This window comes from Burkholderia sp. PU8-34 (genome assembly GCF_053427725.1).
Map to the genome: position 1 here is coordinate 810,820 of NZ_JBSAXC010000001.1, position 20,490 is coordinate 831,309.

Genomic DNA, 20,490 nt, shown 5'->3' on the forward strand with positions numbered 1-20,490 from the left:
CCTGCAGCCAGTCGAGCGCCAAAGCGCTCACCCGCCCTTGTTCTCCCGAATGACAGTCTGAGCCGCTGCCTCCGCCTCGCTCGCCACCCCGTCGTGCACGCGCGTGCTCTCCGCCCGTGCCTTGCCCGGCGAATCGCTGTCGAGCACGTGCCCGCCACGCTCATGCGTATCGACCGTCACCCGCATCGACAGCCCGACGCGCAGCGGATGCGCGGCGAGGTCGTCCGGCTCGATCGAGATCACGACGGGCACGCGCTGCACGACCTTGATCCAGTTGCCCGCCGCGTTCTGCGACGGCAGCATCGAGAACGCACTGCCCGTCCCCGCTGAAAAACCCTGAACGTGGCCGCGATAGGCAACGCGCGAGCCGTAGAGGTCCGACACGATCTCGACCGGCTGCCCGACGCGCATGTGCCGGATCTGCCCCTCCTTGAAGTTCGCCTCGACCCACAGCCGCTTGAGCTGCACGATCGACAGCAGCGGCACGCCGGGCCCGACCTGCTGCCCGACCTGCACCGCACGCTGGCCAACGGTGCCGTCGACCGGCGCGACGATCGTCGTGCGCTTCAGGTTGCGGTACGCGAGCTTGAACTGCGCGGCGGCCTGCACGACGGCCGGGTTCTCGTCGACCGGCAGCTTGCTGCCGAGCGCGCGCGCCGCGTCGAGCTGCGCTTGCGCCGCCGCGAGATTCGCCTGCGCGCCAGCCGCCGCCGCGCGCGCGCGCGCGAGTTCCTCGGGCGCGACGATCTCGACCGACGCGCCCTCGCGCGCCGCGAGCGCGCGCTGCGCGAGCGACAGGTCGGCCCGCCGCGCGTTCACGGCCTCGACGTACATCGTGGTCGAAATCTTCGCGTTCGCGACCTGCCGCACCGCCTGCGCGAGCTGCGCCTTCGCCTGCGCGAACGCGACGGCGGCTTCCGCATCGTCGAGCCGCACGAGCGTCTGCCCCACGCGCACCCGATTCGTGTCGCCGACCAGCACGTCGGTGACGGTGCCCGGAACCTGCGCGGCAACCTGCACGATGCTGCCGGCGACGTACGCGTCGTCGGTGTCCTCGTAGTAGCGGTCGCTGAGCAGCCAGAACCCGAGCCACACGAGCGCGGCCAGCAGCACGGCCGCGAAGAGGAGCAGGAAGCGTGTGCGGCGTGTCGCGCGGCGCGCGTCGAGCGTGGGTTCGGCCTGCGCAGCAGGCTTCGTAGCGGTGCGAAGATTGTCGTGGTGCATTCAGTTGCTTTGCGTGACGATCAGACGGTCGTGCTGGAACAGCGGTATCGCCGGGGCATCGGTGACGCGCGCATCGCCGGCGGCCGACGCTCGCGCGGACGCGATCCGGTTCGCGTTCGCGGCCGCCGCGGCGCCACGTTTCGCCGGCGCGCCCGGCGTCGCGCGCGTCGCCGACATGGATGTCGATACGGATGTCGGCCCGGATGCCGATCCGACATCGAACCCGCCGCCGAGCGCGCCAATCAGCCCGACGCGCAGCGTACGCTGCCGGCCGAGCAAGTCGATCAGCTGCGCGCGCTCGTCGATCAGCGTCAGCTCCGCAACATCGACGTCCTTCTGCATCAGCACCCCGCGCCGGTGCCGGTCGGCCGCGATCTGCACGATCTTCTGCGCGGCATTCGCGGCGTCCTGCTGCTGCGCGACGAGCGTCTGCGCGGTCTGCAGCGATGTGACGAGCTGCGCGACCTGCCCGAGCGCATCGTCGACGGTCTTGTTGTACAGGCCGATCGCAACGTCCGCCTGCGCGACGTCCGCGCCCAGCTTCGCCTTCAGCCGCCCTCGATCGAAGATCGGCAGCGAGATCGCGGGGCCGACCGAACCGGCCAGCGCGTCGCGCGAGAACAGCGACGCGGGCGTCAGCGCGAACACGCCGCCGAGCGCGACGAGGTTCACGTCCGGATAGAACTGCGCGCGCGTCGCGTCGGCGTTCGCATATGCGGCTTCGACGCGTAGCCGCGCAGCGACGATGTCGGGCCGGCGGCCGAGCAGGTCGGCCGGCAGCCGCGCGGGCAACGCGGCATCGCCGATCTTGCCGACACGCGGACGCTGCAGCGCGAGGCCGCGTTCGGGGCCGCGCCCCGACAGCACGCCAAGCTGGAGCTGCGCGAGCTTGATCTGCTCGTCGTTCAGCGCGATCTGCTTGAGCAGGCGGCTGCGCTTGATCGACGCGTCGCTCGCGTCGTACGCGTTGTCGAGGCCGCGAGCGGTGCGCTCGCGCAATACAGTCGTGATCCGCTGGCTGATCTTCAGCTTCTGCTGCAGCAGGTCGTGCGCGGCATACGCCTGGTCGAGCTGGCAATAGACGGTGACGATCGCGACCGACAGCGTGAGCCGCACCTGCTCGGCCTCGACGCGGGCCGCGTCGCGCAGCGACAGCAGGCTCTTCGTCGCGGCCTTGTCCTTGCCCCACAGGTCGAGCTGGTAGTTCAGCCCGACGAACAGCGACGACGGCGACACGACCGGATCGCCGAAGATCTGCACCGGCACCCGGTAACCGCCGACCGACACGTCGGCGATGTCGCCCGGCCTCGGCATGCGCGCGCGGCTGACCGTCGCGCCGGCCGTGCCGGTCAATCCGGTCAGCGCGTCGAACTGCTGGAGCTGCGCCTGCGCGATCCGCAGCCGCGCCTGCGCGACCTGCAGGTCCGGATTGTTCTGCAGCGCCTCCGCGATCAGTTGATCGAGCTGCGGGTCCTGCAACTGCTTGACCCAGTCCGGCGCGGGCCACGTGCCGTTCGCCCCGTGCCCGGCCGTCTGCACGAGCGCGTCGTCGGCCGGCGCATGCAGCGACAGCGACGGCGGGAAGCCCGACGGCACGCAGCCGCCGAGCGCGAGCAACGCGACCGGCCCGGCCAGCGCGGCAGCCGTCCCGCCGGCCGCCGATCTGATCGCCCGGCCGATTGCCCGGACAATTACCCGATCGATTGCCCGACCGATTGCCCGATTGATTACCTGATCAATTGCCCGACCAATTGCCCGACCAATTACCCGACCAATTGCCCGACCAATTACCCGACCAATTACCCGACCGATTACCCGACCGATTACCCAACCGATTACCCGATCGATTACCCAACGCGCCTTCAACATCAGATGCGTCAACACTGAGGCCTTCACCATCGAACGTCGCATCGCCGCCCTCACCCTTGCCGCACGCGTTGCGTCCGCGCGGCCAGCCGTGGCCGCACACGTTCGAGCGGGCCGAGCCGGCCGAACAGCCCGTCGGCGATGCCGAGCAGGATGCCGCCGAGCTTCGCGCGCTTGTCCCGCTCGACGAGCGCGATCTGCACGATCTGCCACAGCGTCAGCAGGTTCGGCACGATCGCGACCGGAAAGCGCAGCCCGTACCGGATCCCGAGCTGCACCGCATTGCGCGCGCTGTAATAGCGCCGTTGCCACGGATGATTCGTCGACGTCATTTCGAAAGGGCCGAACGCATGGCGTTGCTTCACGCCGATCCGGTGCGCCAGCACCAGCGACGGCACGACATAGAGCGGCACGTTGCGCGCGAGCGCGCGGAAGCTGTATTCGGTGTCCACGTGATCGATGAACAGCGTTTCGTCGAACGGGCCGAGCACGTCGTACGCGTCGCGCGACACGACGCAACCCGACGAGATCAGGAACGCGCAGCGCTGCATCGCGGCGCCTGGCTCGATCGTCAGCCGGCGCAGCGTGATGCCGTTGGTCGACAGTTCCGGCAGGAAGCTGCGCGCGTTCTCGTCGAAAATGCGCGGGCCCGCGAGGAACGCGCGCGGCGCGAGACCCGCGCAGACGTCGCGCATCGTCGGAAAGAACGCGGCCGGCACCGCCGAATCCTGGTCGAACAGCGCCACCGCGTCGATGCGCTCGCGAAACAGCACCTCGAGCCCCGCGTTGTATGCCCCGGCAATGCCGCCGCGATTGCCGTGATGCAGCAGCGCGATGCCGTCGCGCGCGCACACATCGCGCGCATGCAGATCCGGCTGCGGCGTGTTGTCGACGACGAGCAACACGTCGCATGCGTGCCGCAACGCGCCGAGCGCCGCGAGCTGCGCGTCGGTCGGGTGGTAGAGAATCACGAGCGCGCCGAGTGCCGCCATGCCGCCTCCATCCAGAGAGCCATACCTTAATGTCCGAAGGACGCCGCAGCGCCCCGCTTCGGCCGCGTGAGCCACATCATCGCGGCGAGCACCAGACACGTGATGCTCGCCATCCAGAACATGTCGCCGGTGGCCATCATGTACGCCTGCTGCATCACGATCTGGTGCAGCGTCGTCAGTTCACGCGTGCCGTCGATGCCCATCGCGTTCAGCGTGTGCACGAAACGCTGCGTGTTCGCCGACGCATGCGCGACCGCTTGCGATACGACGTCGTAGTGATAGGTCGCGCGGTTGTCCCACAGCGTCACGCTCATTGCGGTACCGAACGCGGCCGACAGCGTGCGCAGGAAATTCGACAGGCTCGATGCGGCGGCGAGCCTGTCGTCGGGAATGCGCGACAGCGTCGCCGCGGTCAGCGGAATGAAGAAGCACGGCAGCCCGATCCCCTGGATCAGCCCCGGCGTCACGATCTGCGCGAACGTCATCTTCAGCGTGAAGTGCGCGTCCCATGCGAGCACGCCGGCGAACACGAGAAACCCGAACGTCGCGAGCACGCGCGCATCGAAGCGGTGCGCGTGCAGCCCGACGAGGATCGAGAACACGAGCGCGAGAATGCCGAGCGGCGCGGTCGCGAGCCCCGCGTGGAACGCGTTGTAGCCCATCACGGCCTGCAGCCACAGCGGAAACACGACGCCGACCACCGAGAAGCTCATCATGCCAAGCGAGATGATCAGGACGCAGAAGGAAAACGTGCGGTCTCGGAACAGGCTCAGCTCGACAACCGGATGCGCTTCGCCCGCTTCCCAGATCAGCAGCGACACGATCGCGAGACCCGCGACGATCGCGAGCGTGACGATCAGCGGCGAGCCGAACCAGCCTTCGTCGTGGCCGAGGTCGAGCATCGCCTGCAGCGCGCCGACGCCGATCACGAGCAGCACGATGCCCGGCACGTCGATCGGGCCGGCCGCGCCGCGCTGCGCGTCGGGCCGCAGCATCGCGGTGCAGACCGCGAACGAGAAGATTCCGATCGGCAGGTTGATCAGGAAGATCCACGGCCACGAGAAGCTGTCGATGACCCAGCCGCCGACCACGGGCCCGAAGATCGGCGCGAGCAGCACCGTCATCGCCCACAGCGCGAGCGCGACCGTGCGCTTCTCCTGCGGGAACGTGCGCAGCAGGATCGTCTGCGACAGCGGCACCATCGGCCCCGAGAACAGGCCCTGCAGCGCGCGGCACACGACCAGCACGTGCAGGTCGCGCGCGAGCCCGCATAGCAGCGACGTCAGCGTGAACAGCAGCACCGCGCCGACGAACAACCGCAGCTCGCCGACGCGCCGCGCGAGCCAGCCGGTCAGCGGCACCGCGATCGCGGCCGCGACCGAGTACGAGCTGATCACCCACGTGCCCTGGCTGTTCGATACGCCGAGGCTGCCGGAGATCGCCGGTACCGCGACGTTCGTCACCGTCGAGTCGAGCACCTCGATGAAGGTCGCGAGCGACAGCGCGAACGTCAACAGCGCGAGCCGCGCACCGCGCACGGGCCGTGCGGCCGCCTCGGCCGCGGGCGGCTGCGCCGGTGCCTGTCCCTGTGCCGCGCGGGCCCGAGCGACGGTGCTCATGCGCTCGCCGCAGCGACGGCGGCACGCGCGTCCGGCGGCGCCGTACGTCCCGTACGCCCCGATGCCGGCACGAACCGCTCGATGAAATCCGCCGCGCGTTCGCAGCCGTCCGGCGCGGCGGCGATCAATGCCCGCGCGCGCTTCGCGAACACGGCGAACGCCGGGTCGTCGAGCACGCGCATCAGCGCCGCGCCGAGCCGTGCACCGTCGACCGGGCCGTCCACCGGACTGTCGATGCGCACGCCGCAGCCGCTCGCGACGACGCGCTGCGCATTGTCGAACTGGTCGTGCGCGAACGGCGTCACGACTTGCGGGATGCCGGCCTCGCACGCAAGTGCCGCGGTGCCGATGCCGCCGTGATGCACGAGCGCGCGGCAGCGCGGCAGCAGCGTGCGCATCGGCACGAAGCGGCGCACGAGCAGGCGGCCAGGGTCCGCCGGCACGTCACCCGGCGTCAGCAGGATGCCGCGCGCGCCGGTCGCGCGCAGCGCTTGCGCAACCGCGCGCGCATATGCGGCATGATCGACGAGCGTCGAGCCGGCCGTGAACACGACCGGCGGCTCGCCCGTCGCGAGGAACACGTCGAGCGCCGCGTCGTCCGCGTGTTCGCCAACGTCGTTGAACAGCGGAAAGCCGCTTTGCAGATGCTGCGCGGACCAGTCCGGCTGCGGCGCCGCGAACCAGTCCGGAAACAGGCACAGCACGCCGCCGGTCGAATGCAGCCAGCGGCCGAGCACGCGCTGCGCGGGCGGCAGCCCGAGATCCGCGCGCACCGCGTTCAGCGCGGGCCCGCACACGCGGTCGAGCACGTGGCGTTCGATCAGCGTCATCACCGCCGACTTGACCGGCAGCGGCCAGCGCGCGGGGATCGTCAGCCGCTTGTGCGTCGGCGGCGCATGCGCGGACAGCAGCGTCGACGGCGACACCTGCACCGACACGTACGGCGTGCCGTGCAGCTCCTGCATGAAGCGCGCGGAAAACGCCCAAAGCGTGCCGACCAGCACCGTGTCGCGGTCGGTCAGCGCGCGCAGCATGTCGTAATGCGGCCGCAGCACGGGCGCGATCACCTGCCACAGCGTGCGGAACGACGTGCGCGGATGCCACAGCGCGGGATCCGCCATCGCCGCGTCGTATTCGGCCGCTGTGCCGACCGGCACAAACGCGAAGCCGCAGCGGCGCACGGCCGCCTCGAACGGCGGATGCGTGCAGAACACGACGTGATGGCCGCGCGCGGCGAGCGCGCGCGCGACGCCGAGCAGCGGATGCACGTCGCCCGTCGAGCCGATCGCGGTCACGATCACCTTCGCCATCGCGCGCCTCGCGGGATCAATAGAAGCCGGGGATCAGCGCCGCGACCTCGCGGCGGTACTGCGTGTACGCCGGACCGAAATAGCCGGTCAGCCAGGTCTCCTCGACGCGCACCTTGTACGCAAGCGACGCGAACACCAGCAGCACGCCGACCACGCCGCGCCATTCACCGCCGATCAGCGCGGCGCCGACGAGCGCGAGCAGGCAGCCCGTGTAGATCGGGTGCCGCACGAGCGCATACGGCCCGCTGCGGACGAGTTCGTGGTCTTGCTTCAGCGTGACCGACACGCTCCAGTTCGTGCCGAGATGCAGGCGCGCCCACACCGAGAACAGCAGGCCCGCGACCAGCACCGCGAGCCCGCACTGCGTCTGCAGGCCGAACGCGTGCCATGCGGGGGTGAGCGCCTGCCACGCCGGATCGGGCAGGATGATCAGCGCGCCGCCGACGATCAGCGGAATCGACTGCAGCGTGCGCGACAGCGACTTCTCCTTGCGCACGGTCGCCTTCGCGCGATGCGACGTGGCGATCCAGTATGCAAGCCACGCGGCCCATGGAACGACGATGGCGACGCTCTGAACGATATTCACGGCTGGCCTGCCTCGAGTGGGGTGGAAATCGGATGCGCGGCGCGGCGGCCGCGCGACGTCACGTCGACAGCGCGGGGATCGGCGCGGGGATAGGCGCGGAAATCGGCGCAGACAGGCATGCCGGCGCGATGCCGAGTGGCGCGCCGCCGGCGACCGGTGCGGGATCGCAGAAGAAGCCGAGCAGTTCCGCGCGCGTGCAGTCGCGCTGCGCGCGGCCTTCGATGTCGAGGAAATGCCCGGCCGCGGGAATCGTCGCGAACTGCGCGCGCGGCACGTGCGCGGCGAGCTTGCGCACGTCGGCCGGCGTCGTGTATTCGTCGAGCGCGCCGTTGATGAACTTCAGATCGCAGCGGATGTTCGAGAACTCGCTCAGGTAGCGCTCGGGCTGCAGCGACAGGATCTGGTCGACGTGGAACGCGACCTGGTCCTGCTCGTCGCGCGGCAGCCGCGTCAGGTAGCGGTAGTTGTACAGCTTCATGATGCGCGGCAGATAGCGACCGACCGTGTCGTTCAGCAACTGCGCGGCTTTCAGGTTCTCGCCCGACGCGATGTGGTCGCGCGCGCGGGTCACGTAGTCGACCATCGCGTCGTTGAGGAACGGCGAGAACGAGCAGATCGCCGCGCGCCGCACGCTCGGGCAGCCGCGCGCGAGCGCGAACAGCGACGCGACGCCGCCCCATGACACCGACACGAGGTACTCGGGCGCGAACCGCTCGACGACATGCTGCAGGATCGCCACCTCGTCGTCCTTCGTCAGGACTGCGCAGCGCGGGTTGTGCTGGCGCGACTGCCCCGCGTACGGCAGGTCGAAGCAAATCGTGTTCAGGCGTTCGCCGAGATACTGTACGGTCTGCCCGAACGACGCCGTCGTCGCGAGCGCGCCGTTGACGAGCACGGCCGTGTCGAACGCCGGGTCGAACACGTTCCGTTCGACGTAAACCTTCAGACCATTCGGCAGCGGGACCACGTGTTTTTCGGTCGGCATGTCGTTCTCCCGGTGGATGCGGCGTTTCGGCATCGGCGCATTCGGCACATTCAGCGCTGCTCCATCGCGCGTGGCGCGCGCAACGGCAACGCGCCGGCCGGCGGCGCAACCGCCGGTCGCGCCCCCCCGCCGACGCTCCGCCTACATTCAGCGGCGTCGATTCGTTCCTCGTAGTGCGGCGCAATACTAATACGACAAACATTAATTACTCAAGTCAGTCCAACGAGCCCCTCTACTCGAGTTAGAAATACACCTGATTCAAATTTTTTAAGTTCTTTTTATGGTAGGAAAATGCGTACAGGGCACCGCAGAAATTCCTTCCTCCAGCGTTTCATCCAGTGATGGAAACCGTGCCAACACCATTAAAAATCAATATCTTATGTTGTTTAAATCGCGCCATCCGTCAGCATTTCCCACATCATTCCAGCGATTCAAACAATCTACCCTCTTCCGCAACGCAGCGAAAATCAAACACCCTCGCATTCTTTCATCCGGAAAGAAATTGAAAATCATCAATCACCCGTTGATCATGCGAGTCATCACTGAATCCGTTTTAAACAAACTTCAATTTATTTAACCTTCTTGCGATCGTGTTTCCGCATTCGCACATGACGTCATCCGCACGCGTTCGGCGACGGCCCGGCGATCCGGCGACTCCCCGTTTCCGCCCCCTTTCCCACCCGTCCGATCTCGACACCAATCGTCAGACCCCACTTTTTTCTTGATTGAACGATCAATAAAAAACCGCTAAGCTTTCGACTTCCATCCATCAGCCGTTCGTGCGAAGGGAGTCGCGATGCCGAAAGTCGGAATGCGGGAAATCCGCCGTGCGCAGCTGATCGACGCGACGCTGCGCTCGATCGACGAGGCCGGGTTGCCCGGCACGACGCTCGCGTCGGTTGCGCAGCGCGCGAACATTTCGACGGGCATCGTCAGCCACTACTTCGGCGACAAGGACGGCCTGCTCGAAGCGACGATGCGGCACGTGCTGCGCGATCTGTGGACGGCCACCACGCGCCGCCGCGTCGCCGCGCGCAAGGATCCGCGCGCCCGGCTGCGCGCGATCGTCGCCGCGAATTTCGACGATTCGCAGATCAGCGCGCCCGTGATGAAGACGTGGCTCGCGTTCTGGTCGCAGAGCATGCACGAGCCGACGCTGAAACGCCTGCAGCACGTGAACACGCGGCGCCTCAATTCGAACCTGTGCGCCGAGTTCGCGAAGGCGCTGCCGCGCGCAAAAGCGCGCGAAGCAGCGAGCGGCCTCGCCGCGCTGATCGACGGCCTGTGGCTGCGCGGTGCGCTCGCCGGCGGGCCGTTCGACACCCGGGCCGCGCTGCGGCTCGCCCACGATTACATCGATCTGCTGCTCGCGTCGGCGTGACGCGGCACACGGTCGCCCCACCCAGGAGATCCTCATGTCCGTATACGGTTTGCAGCGCCTCTATATCGGCGGCGGCTACGTCGATGCCACCAGCGGCAAGACTTTCGACACGTTCGATCCGGCCACCGGCGAACTGCTCGCGCAGGTGCAGCAGGCGAGCGCCGCCGACGTGGACCGCGCGGTCGCGTCCGCGCGCGAAGGCCAGCGCGAATGGGCGGCGATGACCGCGATGCAGCGCTCGCGCATCCTGCGCCGCGCGGTCGAGCTGCTGCGCGAGCGCAACGACGAACTCGCCGCGCTCGAGACGCGCGACACCGGCAAGCCGATCGCCGAGACGCTCGCGGTCGACATCGTCACCGGCGCGGACGTGATCGAGTACTACGCGGGCCTCGCGACCGCGATCGAAGGGCTGCAGGTGCCGCTGCGCGCCGAGTCGTTCGTCTACACGCGCCGCGAGCCGCTCGGCGTGTGCGCGGGCATCGGCGCGTGGAACTACCCGATCCAGATCGCGTGCTGGAAGACGGCCCCCGCGCTCGCGGCCGGCAACGCAATGGTGTTCAAGCCGAGCGAAGTGACGCCGCTGACGGCGCTGAAGCTCGCGGAGATCTATACGGAAGCCGGCGTGCCGGCCGGCGTGTTCAACGTCGTGCAGGGCGACGGCTCGGTCGGCGCGCTGCTCACCGGCCATCCGGACATCGCGAAGGTGTCGTTCACCGGCGGCGTCGAGACGGGCAAGAAGGTGATGTCGCTCGCGGGCGCGTCGTCGCTGAAGGAAGTGACGATGGAGCTCGGCGGCAAGTCGCCGCTGATCGTGTTCGACGACGCCGACCTCGATCGCGCGGCCGACATCGCGGTGACCGCCAACTTCTTCAGTTCGGGTCAGGTCTGCACGAATGGCACGCGCGTGTTCGTGCACCGCTCGGTCAAGGACGCGTTCACGCAGCGCGTGCTCGAGCGCGTGAAGCGCATCCGCGTCGGCAAGCCGACCGATGCGGACACGAACTTCGGCCCGCTCGTGTCGGCCGCGCAGCTCGACAAGGTGCTCGGCTTCATCGACAGCGGCAAGGCCGAAGGCGCGAAGCTGCTCGCGGGCGGCACACGCCTGACCGACGGCCACTTCGCGAACGGCCAGTACGTCGCGCCGACCGTGTTCGGCGATTGCCGCGACGACATGAAGATCGTCCGCGAGGAAATCTTCGGGCCCGTGATGAGCATCCTCGAATTCGAATCGGAGAACGAAGTGATCGCGCGCGCGAACGACACGCACTACGGGCTCGCGGCTGGCGTCGTCACCGAGAACCTGTCGCGCGCGCACCGCACGATCCATCGCCTCGAAGCAGGCATCTGCTGGATCAACACGTGGGGCGAATCGCCGGCCGAGATGCCGGTTGGCGGATACAAGCAATCCGGTGTCGGACGGGAGAACGGCATCACGACGCTCGAGCACTACACTCGAATCAAGTCGGTGCAGGTCGAGCTCGGCCGCTACAACCCGGTGTTTTAAAGGAGACTGACCGTCATGACGACACGCGAATACGACTACATCATCTGCGGCGCAGGCTCCGCGGGCAACGTGCTCGCGACGCGCCTGACGGAAGACCCGGACGTCACGGTGCTGCTGCTCGAGGCGGGCGGCCCCGACTACCGCTTCGACTTCCGCACGCAGATGCCGGCAGCCCTCGCCTACCCGCTGCAGGGCCGCCGCTACAACTGGGCGTACGAGACCGACCCCGAGCCGCACATGGACAACCGCCGGATGGAATGCGGGCGCGGCAAGGGGCTCGGCGGCTCGTCGCTGATCAACGGGATGTGCTACATCCGCGGCAATGCGCTCGACTACGACAACTGGGCGACGCACAAGGGCCTCGACAACTGGACGTACCTCGACTGCCTGCCGTACTTCAGGAAGGCCGAGACGCGCGACGTCGGCCCGAACGACTATCACGGCGGCGACGGCCCCGTGTCGGTCACGACCAGCAAGCCGGGCGTGAACCCGCTGTTCGAGGCGATGGTCGATGCCGGCGTGCAGGCCGGCTACCCGCGCACCGACGACCTGAACGGCTACCAGCAGGAAGGCTTCGGTCCGATGGACCGCACCGTCACGCCGCGCGGCCGCCGCGCGAGCACCGCGCGCGGCTACCTCGACCAGGCACGCGCGCGGCCGAACCTCGAGATCGTCACGCACGCGCTGGCCGACCGCATCCTGTTCGACGGCAAACGCGCGTCGGGCGTCACGTATCTGCGCGGTAACGAGCGTGCGACCGCGCATGCGCGCCGCGAAGTGCTCGTGTGCAGCGGTGCGATCGCGTCGCCGCAGCTGCTGCAGCGTTCGGGCGTCGGCCCCGGCGCGTGGCTGAAGGAACTCGACATCCCCGTCGTGCTCGACCTGCCGGGCGTCGGCCAGAACCTGCAGGACCACCTGGAGATGTACATCCAGTACGAATGCAAGGAGCCCGTATCGTTGTACCCGGCGCTCAAGTGGTGGAACCAGCCGAAGATCGGCCTCGAATGGATGCTGAACGGCACGGGCCTCGGCGCGACCAACCACTTCGAGGCGGGCGGCTTCATCCGCACGCGCGACGACGACCTGTGGCCGAACATCCAGTATCACTTCCTGCCGGTCGCGATCAACTACAACGGCTCGAATGCGATCGAGATGCACGGCTTCCAGGCGCACGTCGGCTCGATGCGCTCGCCGAGCCGTGGCCGCGTGAAGCTGCGCTCGCGCGACCCGAACCAGCATCCGAGCATCCTGTTCAACTACATGGCCGAAGCGCTCGACTGGCGCGAGTTCCGCGACGCGATCCGCGCGACCCGCGAGATCATGCGCCAGCCCGCACTCGACCGCTATCGCGGCCGCGAGCTGAACCCGGGCGCCGACTGCAAGACCGACAAGGAGCTCGACGCGTTCGTGCGCGCCCGCGCGGAGACCGCGTTCCATCCGTCGTGCTCGTGCAAGATGGGCTATGACGACATGGCCGTGGTCGACAACGAAGGCCGCGTGCACGGGCTCGACGGCCTGCGCGTGGTCGACGCGTCGATCATGCCGATCATCACGACCGGCAACCTGAACGCGCCGACGATCATGATCGCCGAGAAGATCGCCGACAAGATCCGCGGTCGTCAGGCGCTTGCGCGTGCGAACGTGCCGTATTTCGTCGCGAACGGCGCGGCAGCGCGGGATGTCGCGAAGGCGGCGCGTGCGCCCGAGACGGTCTGACCGGCGCGGGCACGCTGCCCGGCCTTGGCCTTGGCCTTGGCCTTGGCCTTGAGGAACGCCGCTGACAATCGCTGTCAGCGGCATTTGCGTTTGTGGCGCGGCCTTGTCGCTTGCATTGCGACGGGATGAACCGGACGAGAAAGCTCAGCACATGCGATGCCGGCCCTGATCGCGTCCCTCGGGCATTCACGCCGGCTTACTCGTTGACCTGCTGCACGAGCCCCGCAAGCACGACGGCAGTCACGGCAATGGCGGCGATTTTCATGGCAGTTCACGTCGAGGTGTTCTCCCGCGTGCGGGAAAGGAAGAAGAGAACGAGCGCAGCAGCGCTCATGGTCCAGTAGTCGGTCGGTGCAACGCCCAGCCAGTGGATATGCCACGGCACATTGGCCGGGTTGAAGCGGGCAAGGCCATAGGCCGGGTTCAGCACGAACCACAGAAAATCCTCGGTCAGCCAGAACACCATGATGCAAGCGATGATCCGCGCTTCGATGCGCCACGACCACTGTCCGTTGAACACGGGCGGCAGGTGGAAGAACAGCGCCACGAACGGGAAGACCCACGCGTGGTACCCAGTCATCGGCCGCCCGCCCCAGAAAATATCGAGCAGCCAGTGTTTCTGGATGCGCCAGGTCGGCAGGCTCGCGGCCCAGCCCGCGCTCCCTTCTATCTGAATCTCGACGTTGGCGAAGAAGTAGGCCAGCAACACGACCCACGCGACGACAAACAGCGTACGGCGCGTCGGCAGAAAACCGGAAACGCTCATGCGGCAGGCTCCAGGCCCAGCACGCGGTCGAGCACGAAGCGTCCGGCATGCGGCCGCCCGAGCGGCACCAGACGGCGGCGCATGTCGGCGAGGCGCTCGGGCGCCTGCAGCAATGCGCGGATCCGATAGACGAGCGCATCGTCGTCGATGGCCTTGAGCGCCACGCCCTGCTCGAGCAGAAAATCCGCATTGCGCTCTTCCTGGCCCGGAATCGGCGAATTGACGATCATCGGCAATTGCATCGCCAGGCATTCGGAGGTCGTCAGGCCGCCCGGCTTCGTGATGACGAGATCGGCGCATGCCATCAGGCGCTCGACGTGGTGCGTAAAGCCCTGCGGAAAGAGTCGCCCCGGATGTTGCGCAGCGAGCGCCTGCAACGACGCAAGCATCGCCTGGTTCTTGCCTGCCAGCGCGATCAGCTGGAAGTCGGCGTCCATCTCCAGCAGACGCGCCGCCAGTACATCCAGCCCACCGAGACCGGCGCCGCCGGACATCATCAGAAATGTCGGGCGCGCGGGATCCAGGCCGAACTCGGCAGCGCAGGCATTGCGATCGAGCGGCTGGCCGAAGGCCGGCATGATCGGGATGCCGCTGACGTGCACGGCGTCCGGCGCCATGCCACGCGCGCGCATGCGCCACGCGATCTCGTCGTTGGCGGCGAAGTAGCCGCGCATGTTGGGCACGACCCACATGCTGTGCAGATCGAAGTCGGTCACCTGCACCCACACCGGCGCGTCGACGCGCCCCTTGCGAATCTCGCGCGACAGCAGCTCGGCCGGCAGGAAGTGCGTGCAGATGATCGCGTCAGGACGCTGCCGTTCGATCTCCGCCATCAGCGACCGGCAATTGAGCCGCTCGATCGCGCGCCGGATCCTCTGCGACGGCGCGCTCGGTTGTACCTCGTCGGTCTTCTGGTACAGGTAGCCCCAAAGCGCCGGCTGGCTGCTGACGAGCTTGATGTAGAGATCGGTGTACAGCTTGCGGAAGCCGGCGGAAACGAAATCCATCACGTCCAGGTGCGTGGCGTCGATGCCTGCGGGATGACTGTCTGCGAATGCACGGATCGCTTCAGCGGCTCGGGTGTGGCCTGCGCCCGCACTGACGCTCAGAAGGAGAATTTTCTTGCCTTGCTTTGACATCGGGTCGACCGTTTCGATGAAGGTGATCGGAATGCGGATTCGGTAGCGGCGATTTCGCGCGGCTGCGTCGAGGTGTCGGCAGATGCGTGTCGACCGGATGGCACCGGTGGTTGTCCATTTGCCACCCTTCCGCTCTCGGCATGCCAGTTTGGCATAACACGTTGCCCGTGCAGAAGCCGAGTCAGTCATTCCCCCCGTTCCTTGAGGCGCTTGCGGTGCGCGGCGACCTTTGCCCGATTGCCGCAGATCGCCATGCTGCACCACCGGCGCGCGTGGCCCCGCGTGTGATCGGCAAACAGCAGCGTACAAAGCGGCCCTTCGCAAGCCTTGACGTGCGTGAAGTCCTCGTCGCACACCAGCTTCGCCAGCGCTTCGGCAATCGGCATCAGTAACGATTCCGGCGAGTTCCACCGTCGATTCACGCGCCATTCGAACGGCGCCGCACCTTCATCGGCAGCGCCAACGATTTCACCGTATCGCTCGTCCCGCTCGAGCAACCGGTTCAACGGTTCAAGTTCGCGCAGGTCCGCTGCAGCCAGCGGCCGGCCCTTCCTGTCCTGCACGAATTGCCTGAACCACTCGCGCAACATGCGCGTGTCGGCCGCCACGGCATCGAAGTCGGCCGGCGAAAACCGCGTCTGCAACGCCACGAGCGCCGCGGGCTCGACCATTCCCGCCTGCTCCAGCCAGGACAGCAATCCGGCGCCATCGCCGATCCAGTCGACCGGCTCATTGACCGGCGTCGCGATCGAGTTCAGGAAATCAAGGCCCGGCGCATCGGCCACGAATATCGCGGGTAACAGTCGGTAGTCCATTTCTGATGACGAATGGGTGATTGGCACAGCAAATCGTAACCATCAAAACACCTCTTGACAAGTTACAATACCGCTATGTAACCTTGTTAACACGATTTATACGGTTACACGACCAAGTGTCAGCCGCCGTACGTTACGAGCAGCACCTGTTGGTTCGTCAAAGGAGCAGGACATGTCTGTTGGCAACGCAACTGCCGTGTTGGTGCACGGCGCATGGGCGGACGGATCGAGCTGGAGCAAGGTGATCGACCGGCTGAACGTCCAGGGCATTCACGCGGTCGCGGCTCCGCTGCCGCTGACATCGCTGAGCGACGACGTGGCCGCGCTCGATCGAACGCTTGAACGGATCGAAGGCCGGGTCGTGTTGGCCGGGCACGCGTATGCGGGTGCGGTGATCGGCGCAACACGCGCCGGAAACGTTGCCGGCCTCGTCTATATCGCCGCGCTGGCGCCCGACGAAGGCGAAACGGTGGCCGACGTGTTTTACCGCGGTGAACCTCATCCGCACGCACCGCAGCTTGCGCCAGACCGAAATGGCGTGATCTGGCTCCCGCAGCACGCGTTTGCCGCCGCGTTTGCGCAACACGCAACGGTGCAGGAGTTGGCGGTGCTCGCGGCGGTCCAGCGGCCGATCGCGGTGCCATGCATCGGCACGGCGGTCGCGCGTCCGCTGTGGAAAGACCGTCCGAGCTGGTTCCTGGTTGCCGGGCAGGACCGGATGATCGCCCCCGACACGCAACACTTCATGGCAAAGCGGATGAACGCGCACATACGGCTGTCGGATGTCGACCACACGCCGAGCATCACGGCGCCCGACATCGTGACCGAGGTCCTCGTCGATGCGATCCGGTCCGTTCCTGCAGGCTGATCGAGCGAGCGTGCCCGGGCATTCGCGATGCCGCGCATGCACTTGGCTTGCCGGCACGACCTTCCCCTTCTTCCGCATGGAGAGCAATCATGACCGCCGTTACCCATCATCACGCCGACGTCGACGGTTTCAAGGTGTTCTATCGCGAAGCCGGCGATGAGCGCGCACCGAAACTGCTGCTGCTGCACGGTTTCCCGAGTTCGAGCCACATGTTCCGCGATCTGATACCGAAGCTGGCCGACCGCTTCCATATCGTCGCGCCCGATCTGCCGGGGTTCGGTCAGTCTGACATGCCTGCGCGTGAACACTTTGCCTATACGTTCGACAACATCGCGAACGTCATCGACCGCTTTACGGAGATCGTCGGCTTCGACCGCTTCGCCGTCTACGTGTTCGACTACGGCGCACCGACCGGTTTCCGGCTTGCATTGAAGCATCCCGAGCGGATCACCTCGATCATTTCGCAGAACGGAAACGCCTACGACGAAGGGCTGAGCGACAGCTGGAGCCCGATCCGCAGCTACTGGCAGGACGCGTCGCCCGCCAATCGCGACGCACTGCGTGCGTTGCTGGCGCCCGAGACCACCGTCTGGCAATACACGCACGGTGTGTCCGACACGGCATCCGTGTCGCCGGACGGTTACTCGCTCGACAATTTCTACCTCGGCCGCCAAGGCGCGGACGAAGTCCAGCTCGACCTGTTCCGGGACTATCGAAGCAACGTCGCGCTGTATCCCGCGTTCCAGAACTACTTCCGCGTGCATCAACCGCCGTTTCTCGCCGTGTGGGGAAAGAACGACCCGTTCTTCCTGCCGGCTGGAGCCGAAGCGTTCAAACGCGACATGCCCGGTGCCGTGGTGCGCTTCTTCGACACCGGGCATTTCGCGCTCGAAACGCACGCGGCGGAGATCGCCGACGTAATCCGGGATTTCCTTTCCCGCTGATCGACACTCGGTGGAAACAGCGTCCCGCGCCGATGCGGGAGACCTCATCTGATGACGGAGAAACCATCATGCGCGCAATCGTCCTGGAGAAATTCGGCGGCCTCGACAGCCTCGTCTACATGGACATCCCCGAACCTGAACCGAAGCCCGGACATGTCGTCATCGAGATCAAGGCGTTCGGGCTCAACCACGCCGAGTTGCACATGCGTCGGGGCGAATGGGCCGAAGCCGCGCCGGTCAGCGGGATCGAATGCGTGGGCGTGGTGAAGTCGTGTCCGGGCGGCGAGTTCCCGGTGGGCGCGACGGTCGCCGCGCTGATGGGTGGCCTGGGCCGCACCATCAACGGCAGCTATGCAGAATTCACACGCGCGCCGGTCACCAACGTTGCGTTGATCGAATCGGACCTGCGATGGGCCGATCTGGCAGCGATTCCCGAAACGTATGCCACCGCGTGGACCTGCCTGTTCCGCAATCTCGAGATCCGGAAAGGTCAGTTGCTCGTCATCCGGGGGGCGACCTCGTCACTTGGGCAGGCCGCGTTGAAACTGGCCGTCAATGCAGGCGCACGCGTGATCGCGACGACCCGCAATCGCGAGCGCTTTGCCATGTTGGAGAAGCTGGGCGCCGAGCGCTGTGAAATCGAGCGGCGCGACCTGTCGAAGCATCTCGCCGACGCGAAACGCATCGACGCGGTGCTGGATCTCGTCGGCAATTCGGTTGTGCTCGATTCGCTTGCGATGCTTCGCCGCGGCGGCCGTGCATGCCTGGCCGGATGGCTCGGCGGCCTGGACCCGATCCCGGAATTCAATCCGCTGCTGCAGATGGCAAGCGGTGTCTATCTGACGCTCTTCGGCAGTTTCGTGTTCGGGACACCGGGCTTTCCGCTGTCGGATGTGCCGTTGCAGGCGATAGCGGCAGATGCCGCCGCCGGACGGCTCGACGTGAAACCCGTTCGCGTGTTCGGCTTCGACGACATCCATGACGCGCATCGGATCATGGAGGCCAACGAAGCCGGCGGAAAGATGGTTGTGGTCCGGTAAGGCCATCGCGATTCGAACGGATGACGCGCGCGTCAATGTCCTCGCGCCCAGCCGCGCGTCATCCCGTCTTTGTCTCCGCCCCGCCGAACCGCGCAGGCATCGGGCCCCGAGGCTGCACGCGCTTCGCGCGCACGATCGGGTCGCGGCGCGACGTGAAGCTCATCGCATCGCGCAGCCGCTCAAGCGCGGCGTTTCAAACGTCGATGATCGCCAGCGTGCCGTGGCTGCCGGGCCGTACCGCGTGACGCGTGCCGGCGAGCGCGAGGTACATCTGCCCGGCTTCGACGACGACGGCTTCCCCTTCCACGTCCAGCATCAGCTTCCCGTCGAGCACCAGCAGCCCTTCGTTGTAGTCGTGCGTTTCTTCCGCATAGGGCTGCGCGTCCATGCGCAGCACCTTGATCCGGGTCGAGCCGACTTCGCCGACGATCCGGGAACGCCATGCAGCGGGCAGATCCGCTGCGGTCGATTTGAAATCGATCAGAGGCACGTGTGTCACTCCATGAAAGAGCACGCATTATCCCGAGCGGCGCGGGTGCCGTACCGATACGGCGAAGCGCCGTTCCGGCAGCACAGTTGCGCGGGATCGTCGGCGCCGGCCATTTCGCCGAAAACCATGCGGATTGTTCTCCCAGGTAAAACAAATCTCCGCAAATCGCGTCAATCCACTCACATTCGCACCAAATCGCGCACACTAACCGCGCCACCACTCCAGCAAAATGCATTTCGATCTGACGGTTGCTAATATGGCGGTCCCGCGATTCCGCCGTTTTTGCGCCACCCGCGAGCATGCAACCGATCCTGTCCGTCTCCAACCTGTCCAAGACTTACGCGTCCGGCTTCCAGGCGCTGAAACACGTCAACCTCGACATCCGCCCCGGCGAGCTGTTCGCGCTGCTCGGCCCGAACGGCGCCGGCAAGACGACGCTGATCGGCTCGATCTGCGGGATCGTCACGCCGACCGAAGGCCGCGTGACGGTCGGCGGCCACGACATCCGCGACGACTACCGCGCGGCTCGCGAGATGATCGGCCTCGTGCCGCAGGAGCTGACGACCGACGCGTTCGAGACCGTGTGGGCGACCGTGTCGTTCAGCCGCGGCCTGTTCGGCAAGGCGCCGAATCCCGCGCACATCGAGAAGACGCTGAAGGCGCTGTCGCTGTGGGACAAACGCGACAACAAGCTGATGACGCTGTCGGGCGGCATGAAGCGCCGCGTGATGATCGCGAAGGCACTGTCGCACGAGCCGCGCATCCTGTTCCTCGACGAGCCGACCGCCGGCGTCGACGTCGAGCTGCGCCGCGACATGTGGCAGCTCGTCGACAAGCTGCGCGAAAGCGGCGTGACGATCGTGCTGACCACGCACTACATCGAGGAAGCCGAGGAAATGGCCGACCGGATCGGCATCATCCTCGGCGGCGAGCTGGTGCTCGTCGAGGAGAAGCACGAACTGATGCGCAAGCTCGGCAAGAAGCAGCTCACCGTGCAGCTCGACCAGTCGCTCGCGGCGGTGCCGCCCGCGCTCGCGCCGTTCGGCCTCGAACTCGCCGACGCCGGCTGCGCGCTCGTCTATACGTACGACTCGCAGCGCGACGACTCGAGCATCGCGACGCTGATCAACGCGCTCGGCGCGGCCGACATCGGCTTTCGCGACCTGCACACGACGCAGAGCTCGCTCGAGGACATCTTCGTCAGTCTGATCGACAACCGGCGCAACGGCGTACGAGAGGCGTAAC

General features: G+C 66.9%; 18 protein-coding genes. 7 read left to right on the forward strand and 11 right to left on the reverse strand.

The annotated features are described in order from the left end of the window. Nucleotides 1–27: 27 nt before the first annotated feature. The 7 genes from ACV22Z_RS03730 to ACV22Z_RS03760 form a co-directional block, all read right to left on the reverse strand. Nucleotides 28–1,224 (reverse strand): HlyD family secretion protein, encoded by a 1,197-nt coding sequence (locus ACV22Z_RS03730; RefSeq protein WP_448074950.1) that lies wholly within the window; start codon nucleotides 1,222–1,224, stop codon nucleotides 28–30. Next, on the reverse strand, nucleotides 1,225–2,892 hold the full coding sequence (locus ACV22Z_RS03735) for an efflux transporter outer membrane subunit (RefSeq protein WP_448075159.1): 1,668 nt from the start codon (nucleotides 2,890–2,892) through the stop codon (nucleotides 1,225–1,227). Nucleotides 2,893–3,143: 251 nt separating this feature from the next. Then, a complete protein-coding gene (locus ACV22Z_RS03740) occupies nucleotides 3,144–4,082 on the reverse strand; it encodes a glycosyltransferase family 2 protein (protein WP_448074951.1) in 939 nt (312 codons plus the stop codon). Between the two features lie 26 nt (nucleotides 4,083–4,108). Continuing rightward, nucleotides 4,109–5,701, reverse strand: coding sequence for a DHA2 family efflux MFS transporter permease subunit (locus ACV22Z_RS03745; RefSeq protein WP_448074952.1), 1,593 nt, complete (start codon nucleotides 5,699–5,701; stop codon nucleotides 4,109–4,111). Continuing rightward, nucleotides 5,698–7,011, reverse strand: a complete 1,314-nt coding sequence (locus ACV22Z_RS03750; RefSeq protein WP_448074953.1) for a glycosyltransferase — start codon at nucleotides 7,009–7,011, stop codon at nucleotides 5,698–5,700. The genes ACV22Z_RS03745 and ACV22Z_RS03750 overlap by 4 nt, the downstream gene beginning before the upstream one ends. A gap of 16 nt (nucleotides 7,012–7,027) precedes the next feature. Further along, nucleotides 7,028–7,597 (reverse strand): methyltransferase family protein, encoded by a 570-nt coding sequence (locus tag ACV22Z_RS03755; RefSeq protein ID WP_448074954.1) that lies wholly within the window; start codon nucleotides 7,595–7,597, stop codon nucleotides 7,028–7,030. A gap of 58 nt (nucleotides 7,598–7,655) precedes the next feature. Continuing rightward, on the reverse strand, nucleotides 7,656–8,582 hold the full coding sequence (locus ACV22Z_RS03760; RefSeq protein ID WP_448074955.1) for an alpha/beta fold hydrolase: 927 nt from the start codon (nucleotides 8,580–8,582) through the stop codon (nucleotides 7,656–7,658). A 796-nt stretch (nucleotides 8,583–9,378) separates the two neighbouring features. Between ACV22Z_RS03760 and betI the strand changes: the two genes are divergently transcribed. Genes betI through betA form a run of 3 tightly spaced genes read left to right on the forward strand, consistent with a single transcriptional unit; the run spans nucleotide 9,379 to nucleotide 13,183 of the window. Beyond that, nucleotides 9,379–9,963: a transcriptional regulator BetI gene (betI, locus tag ACV22Z_RS03765; RefSeq protein ID WP_448074956.1), complete on the forward strand. Its 585-nt coding sequence runs from the start codon at nucleotides 9,379–9,381 to the stop codon at nucleotides 9,961–9,963. Nucleotides 9,964–9,997: 34 nt separating this feature from the next. Beyond that, nucleotides 9,998–11,467, forward strand: coding sequence for a betaine-aldehyde dehydrogenase (betB, locus tag ACV22Z_RS03770; RefSeq protein ID WP_448074957.1), 1,470 nt, complete (start codon nucleotides 9,998–10,000; stop codon nucleotides 11,465–11,467). Between the two features lie 15 nt (nucleotides 11,468–11,482). Next, on the forward strand, nucleotides 11,483–13,183 hold the full coding sequence (gene betA / locus ACV22Z_RS03775; RefSeq protein WP_448074958.1) for a choline dehydrogenase: 1,701 nt from the start codon (nucleotides 11,483–11,485) through the stop codon (nucleotides 13,181–13,183). A 271-nt stretch (nucleotides 13,184–13,454) separates the two neighbouring features. Here betA and ACV22Z_RS03780 read toward each other — a convergent pair whose 3' ends face one another. From ACV22Z_RS03780 to ACV22Z_RS03790, 3 genes are all read right to left on the reverse strand, one after another. Then, entirely contained in the window at nucleotides 13,455–13,949 is a 495-nt protein-coding gene (locus tag ACV22Z_RS03780) for a hypothetical protein (RefSeq protein ID WP_448074959.1), read from the reverse strand. Beyond that, nucleotides 13,946–15,088, reverse strand: coding sequence for an MGDG synthase family glycosyltransferase (locus tag ACV22Z_RS03785; RefSeq protein ID WP_448075160.1), 1,143 nt, complete (start codon nucleotides 15,086–15,088; stop codon nucleotides 13,946–13,948). The genes ACV22Z_RS03780 and ACV22Z_RS03785 overlap by 4 nt, the downstream gene beginning before the upstream one ends. A gap of 185 nt (nucleotides 15,089–15,273) precedes the next feature. Further along, a complete protein-coding gene (locus tag ACV22Z_RS03790) occupies nucleotides 15,274–15,903 on the reverse strand; it encodes a CGNR zinc finger domain-containing protein (protein ID WP_448075161.1) in 630 nt (209 codons plus the stop codon). Between the two features lie 172 nt (nucleotides 15,904–16,075). Here ACV22Z_RS03790 and ACV22Z_RS03795 point away from each other — a divergent pair, with 172 nt between their 5' ends. The 3 genes from ACV22Z_RS03795 (at nucleotide 16,076) to ACV22Z_RS03805 (ending at nucleotide 18,755) form a co-directional block, all read left to right on the forward strand. Continuing rightward, the gene (locus ACV22Z_RS03795; RefSeq protein ID WP_448074960.1) at nucleotides 16,076–16,771 is read left to right on the forward strand and encodes an alpha/beta fold hydrolase; all 696 of its coding nucleotides are present in this window, start codon (nucleotides 16,076–16,078) and stop codon (nucleotides 16,769–16,771) included. 89 nt (nucleotides 16,772–16,860) lie between these two features. Beyond that, complete coding sequence (locus ACV22Z_RS03800; protein ID WP_448074961.1) at nucleotides 16,861–17,715, forward strand: alpha/beta fold hydrolase; 855 nt, start codon at nucleotides 16,861–16,863, stop codon at nucleotides 17,713–17,715. A 68-nt stretch (nucleotides 17,716–17,783) separates the two neighbouring features. Next, complete coding sequence (locus ACV22Z_RS03805) at nucleotides 17,784–18,755, forward strand: zinc-binding alcohol dehydrogenase family protein (protein ID WP_448075162.1); 972 nt, start codon at nucleotides 17,784–17,786, stop codon at nucleotides 18,753–18,755. A 193-nt stretch (nucleotides 18,756–18,948) separates the two neighbouring features. Here the strand turns inward: ACV22Z_RS03805 and ACV22Z_RS03810 are convergent, their stop codons facing one another. Continuing rightward, complete coding sequence (locus ACV22Z_RS03810; RefSeq protein ID WP_448074962.1) at nucleotides 18,949–19,245, reverse strand: cupin domain-containing protein; 297 nt, start codon at nucleotides 19,243–19,245, stop codon at nucleotides 18,949–18,951. Between the two features lie 299 nt (nucleotides 19,246–19,544). On the opposite strand from ACV22Z_RS03810, the gene ACV22Z_RS03815 reads away from it, so the two are divergent. Further along, the gene (locus ACV22Z_RS03815) at nucleotides 19,545–20,489 is read left to right on the forward strand and encodes an ABC transporter ATP-binding protein (RefSeq protein ID WP_448074963.1); all 945 of its coding nucleotides are present in this window, start codon (nucleotides 19,545–19,547) and stop codon (nucleotides 20,487–20,489) included. Nucleotide 20,490: the final 1 nt, after the last annotated feature.

Coding starts and splice junctions, on each gene's coding strand:
- ACV22Z_RS03730 (WP_448074950.1), bottom strand. CDS start 1,224: ATGCACCACGACAATCTTCGCACCGCTACGAAGCCTGCTGCGCAGGCC.
- ACV22Z_RS03740 (WP_448074951.1), bottom strand. CDS start 4,082: ATGGCGGCACTCGGCGCGCTCGTGATTCTCTACCACCCGACCGACGCG.
- ACV22Z_RS03745 (WP_448074952.1), bottom strand. CDS start 5,701: ATGAGCACCGTCGCTCGGGCCCGCGCGGCACAGGGACAGGCACCGGCG.
- ACV22Z_RS03750 (WP_448074953.1), bottom strand. CDS start 7,011: ATGGCGAAGGTGATCGTGACCGCGATCGGCTCGACGGGCGACGTGCAT.
- ACV22Z_RS03760 (WP_448074955.1), bottom strand. CDS start 8,582: ATGCCGACCGAAAAACACGTGGTCCCGCTGCCGAATGGTCTGAAGGTT.
- betI (WP_448074956.1), top strand. CDS start 9,379: ATGCCGAAAGTCGGAATGCGGGAAATCCGCCGTGCGCAGCTGATCGAC.
- betB (WP_448074957.1), top strand. CDS start 9,998: ATGTCCGTATACGGTTTGCAGCGCCTCTATATCGGCGGCGGCTACGTC.
- betA (WP_448074958.1), top strand. CDS start 11,483: ATGACGACACGCGAATACGACTACATCATCTGCGGCGCAGGCTCCGCG.
- ACV22Z_RS03780 (WP_448074959.1), bottom strand. CDS start 13,949: ATGAGCGTTTCCGGTTTTCTGCCGACGCGCCGTACGCTGTTTGTCGTC.
- ACV22Z_RS03785 (WP_448075160.1), bottom strand. CDS start 15,088: ATGTCAAAGCAAGGCAAGAAAATTCTCCTTCTGAGCGTCAGTGCGGGC.
- ACV22Z_RS03790 (WP_448075161.1), bottom strand. CDS start 15,903: ATGGACTACCGACTGTTACCCGCGATATTCGTGGCCGATGCGCCGGGC.
- ACV22Z_RS03795 (WP_448074960.1), top strand. CDS start 16,076: ATGTCTGTTGGCAACGCAACTGCCGTGTTGGTGCACGGCGCATGGGCG.
- ACV22Z_RS03800 (WP_448074961.1), top strand. CDS start 16,861: ATGACCGCCGTTACCCATCATCACGCCGACGTCGACGGTTTCAAGGTG.
- ACV22Z_RS03805 (WP_448075162.1), top strand. CDS start 17,784: ATGCGCGCAATCGTCCTGGAGAAATTCGGCGGCCTCGACAGCCTCGTC.
- ACV22Z_RS03815 (WP_448074963.1), top strand. CDS start 19,545: ATGCAACCGATCCTGTCCGTCTCCAACCTGTCCAAGACTTACGCGTCC.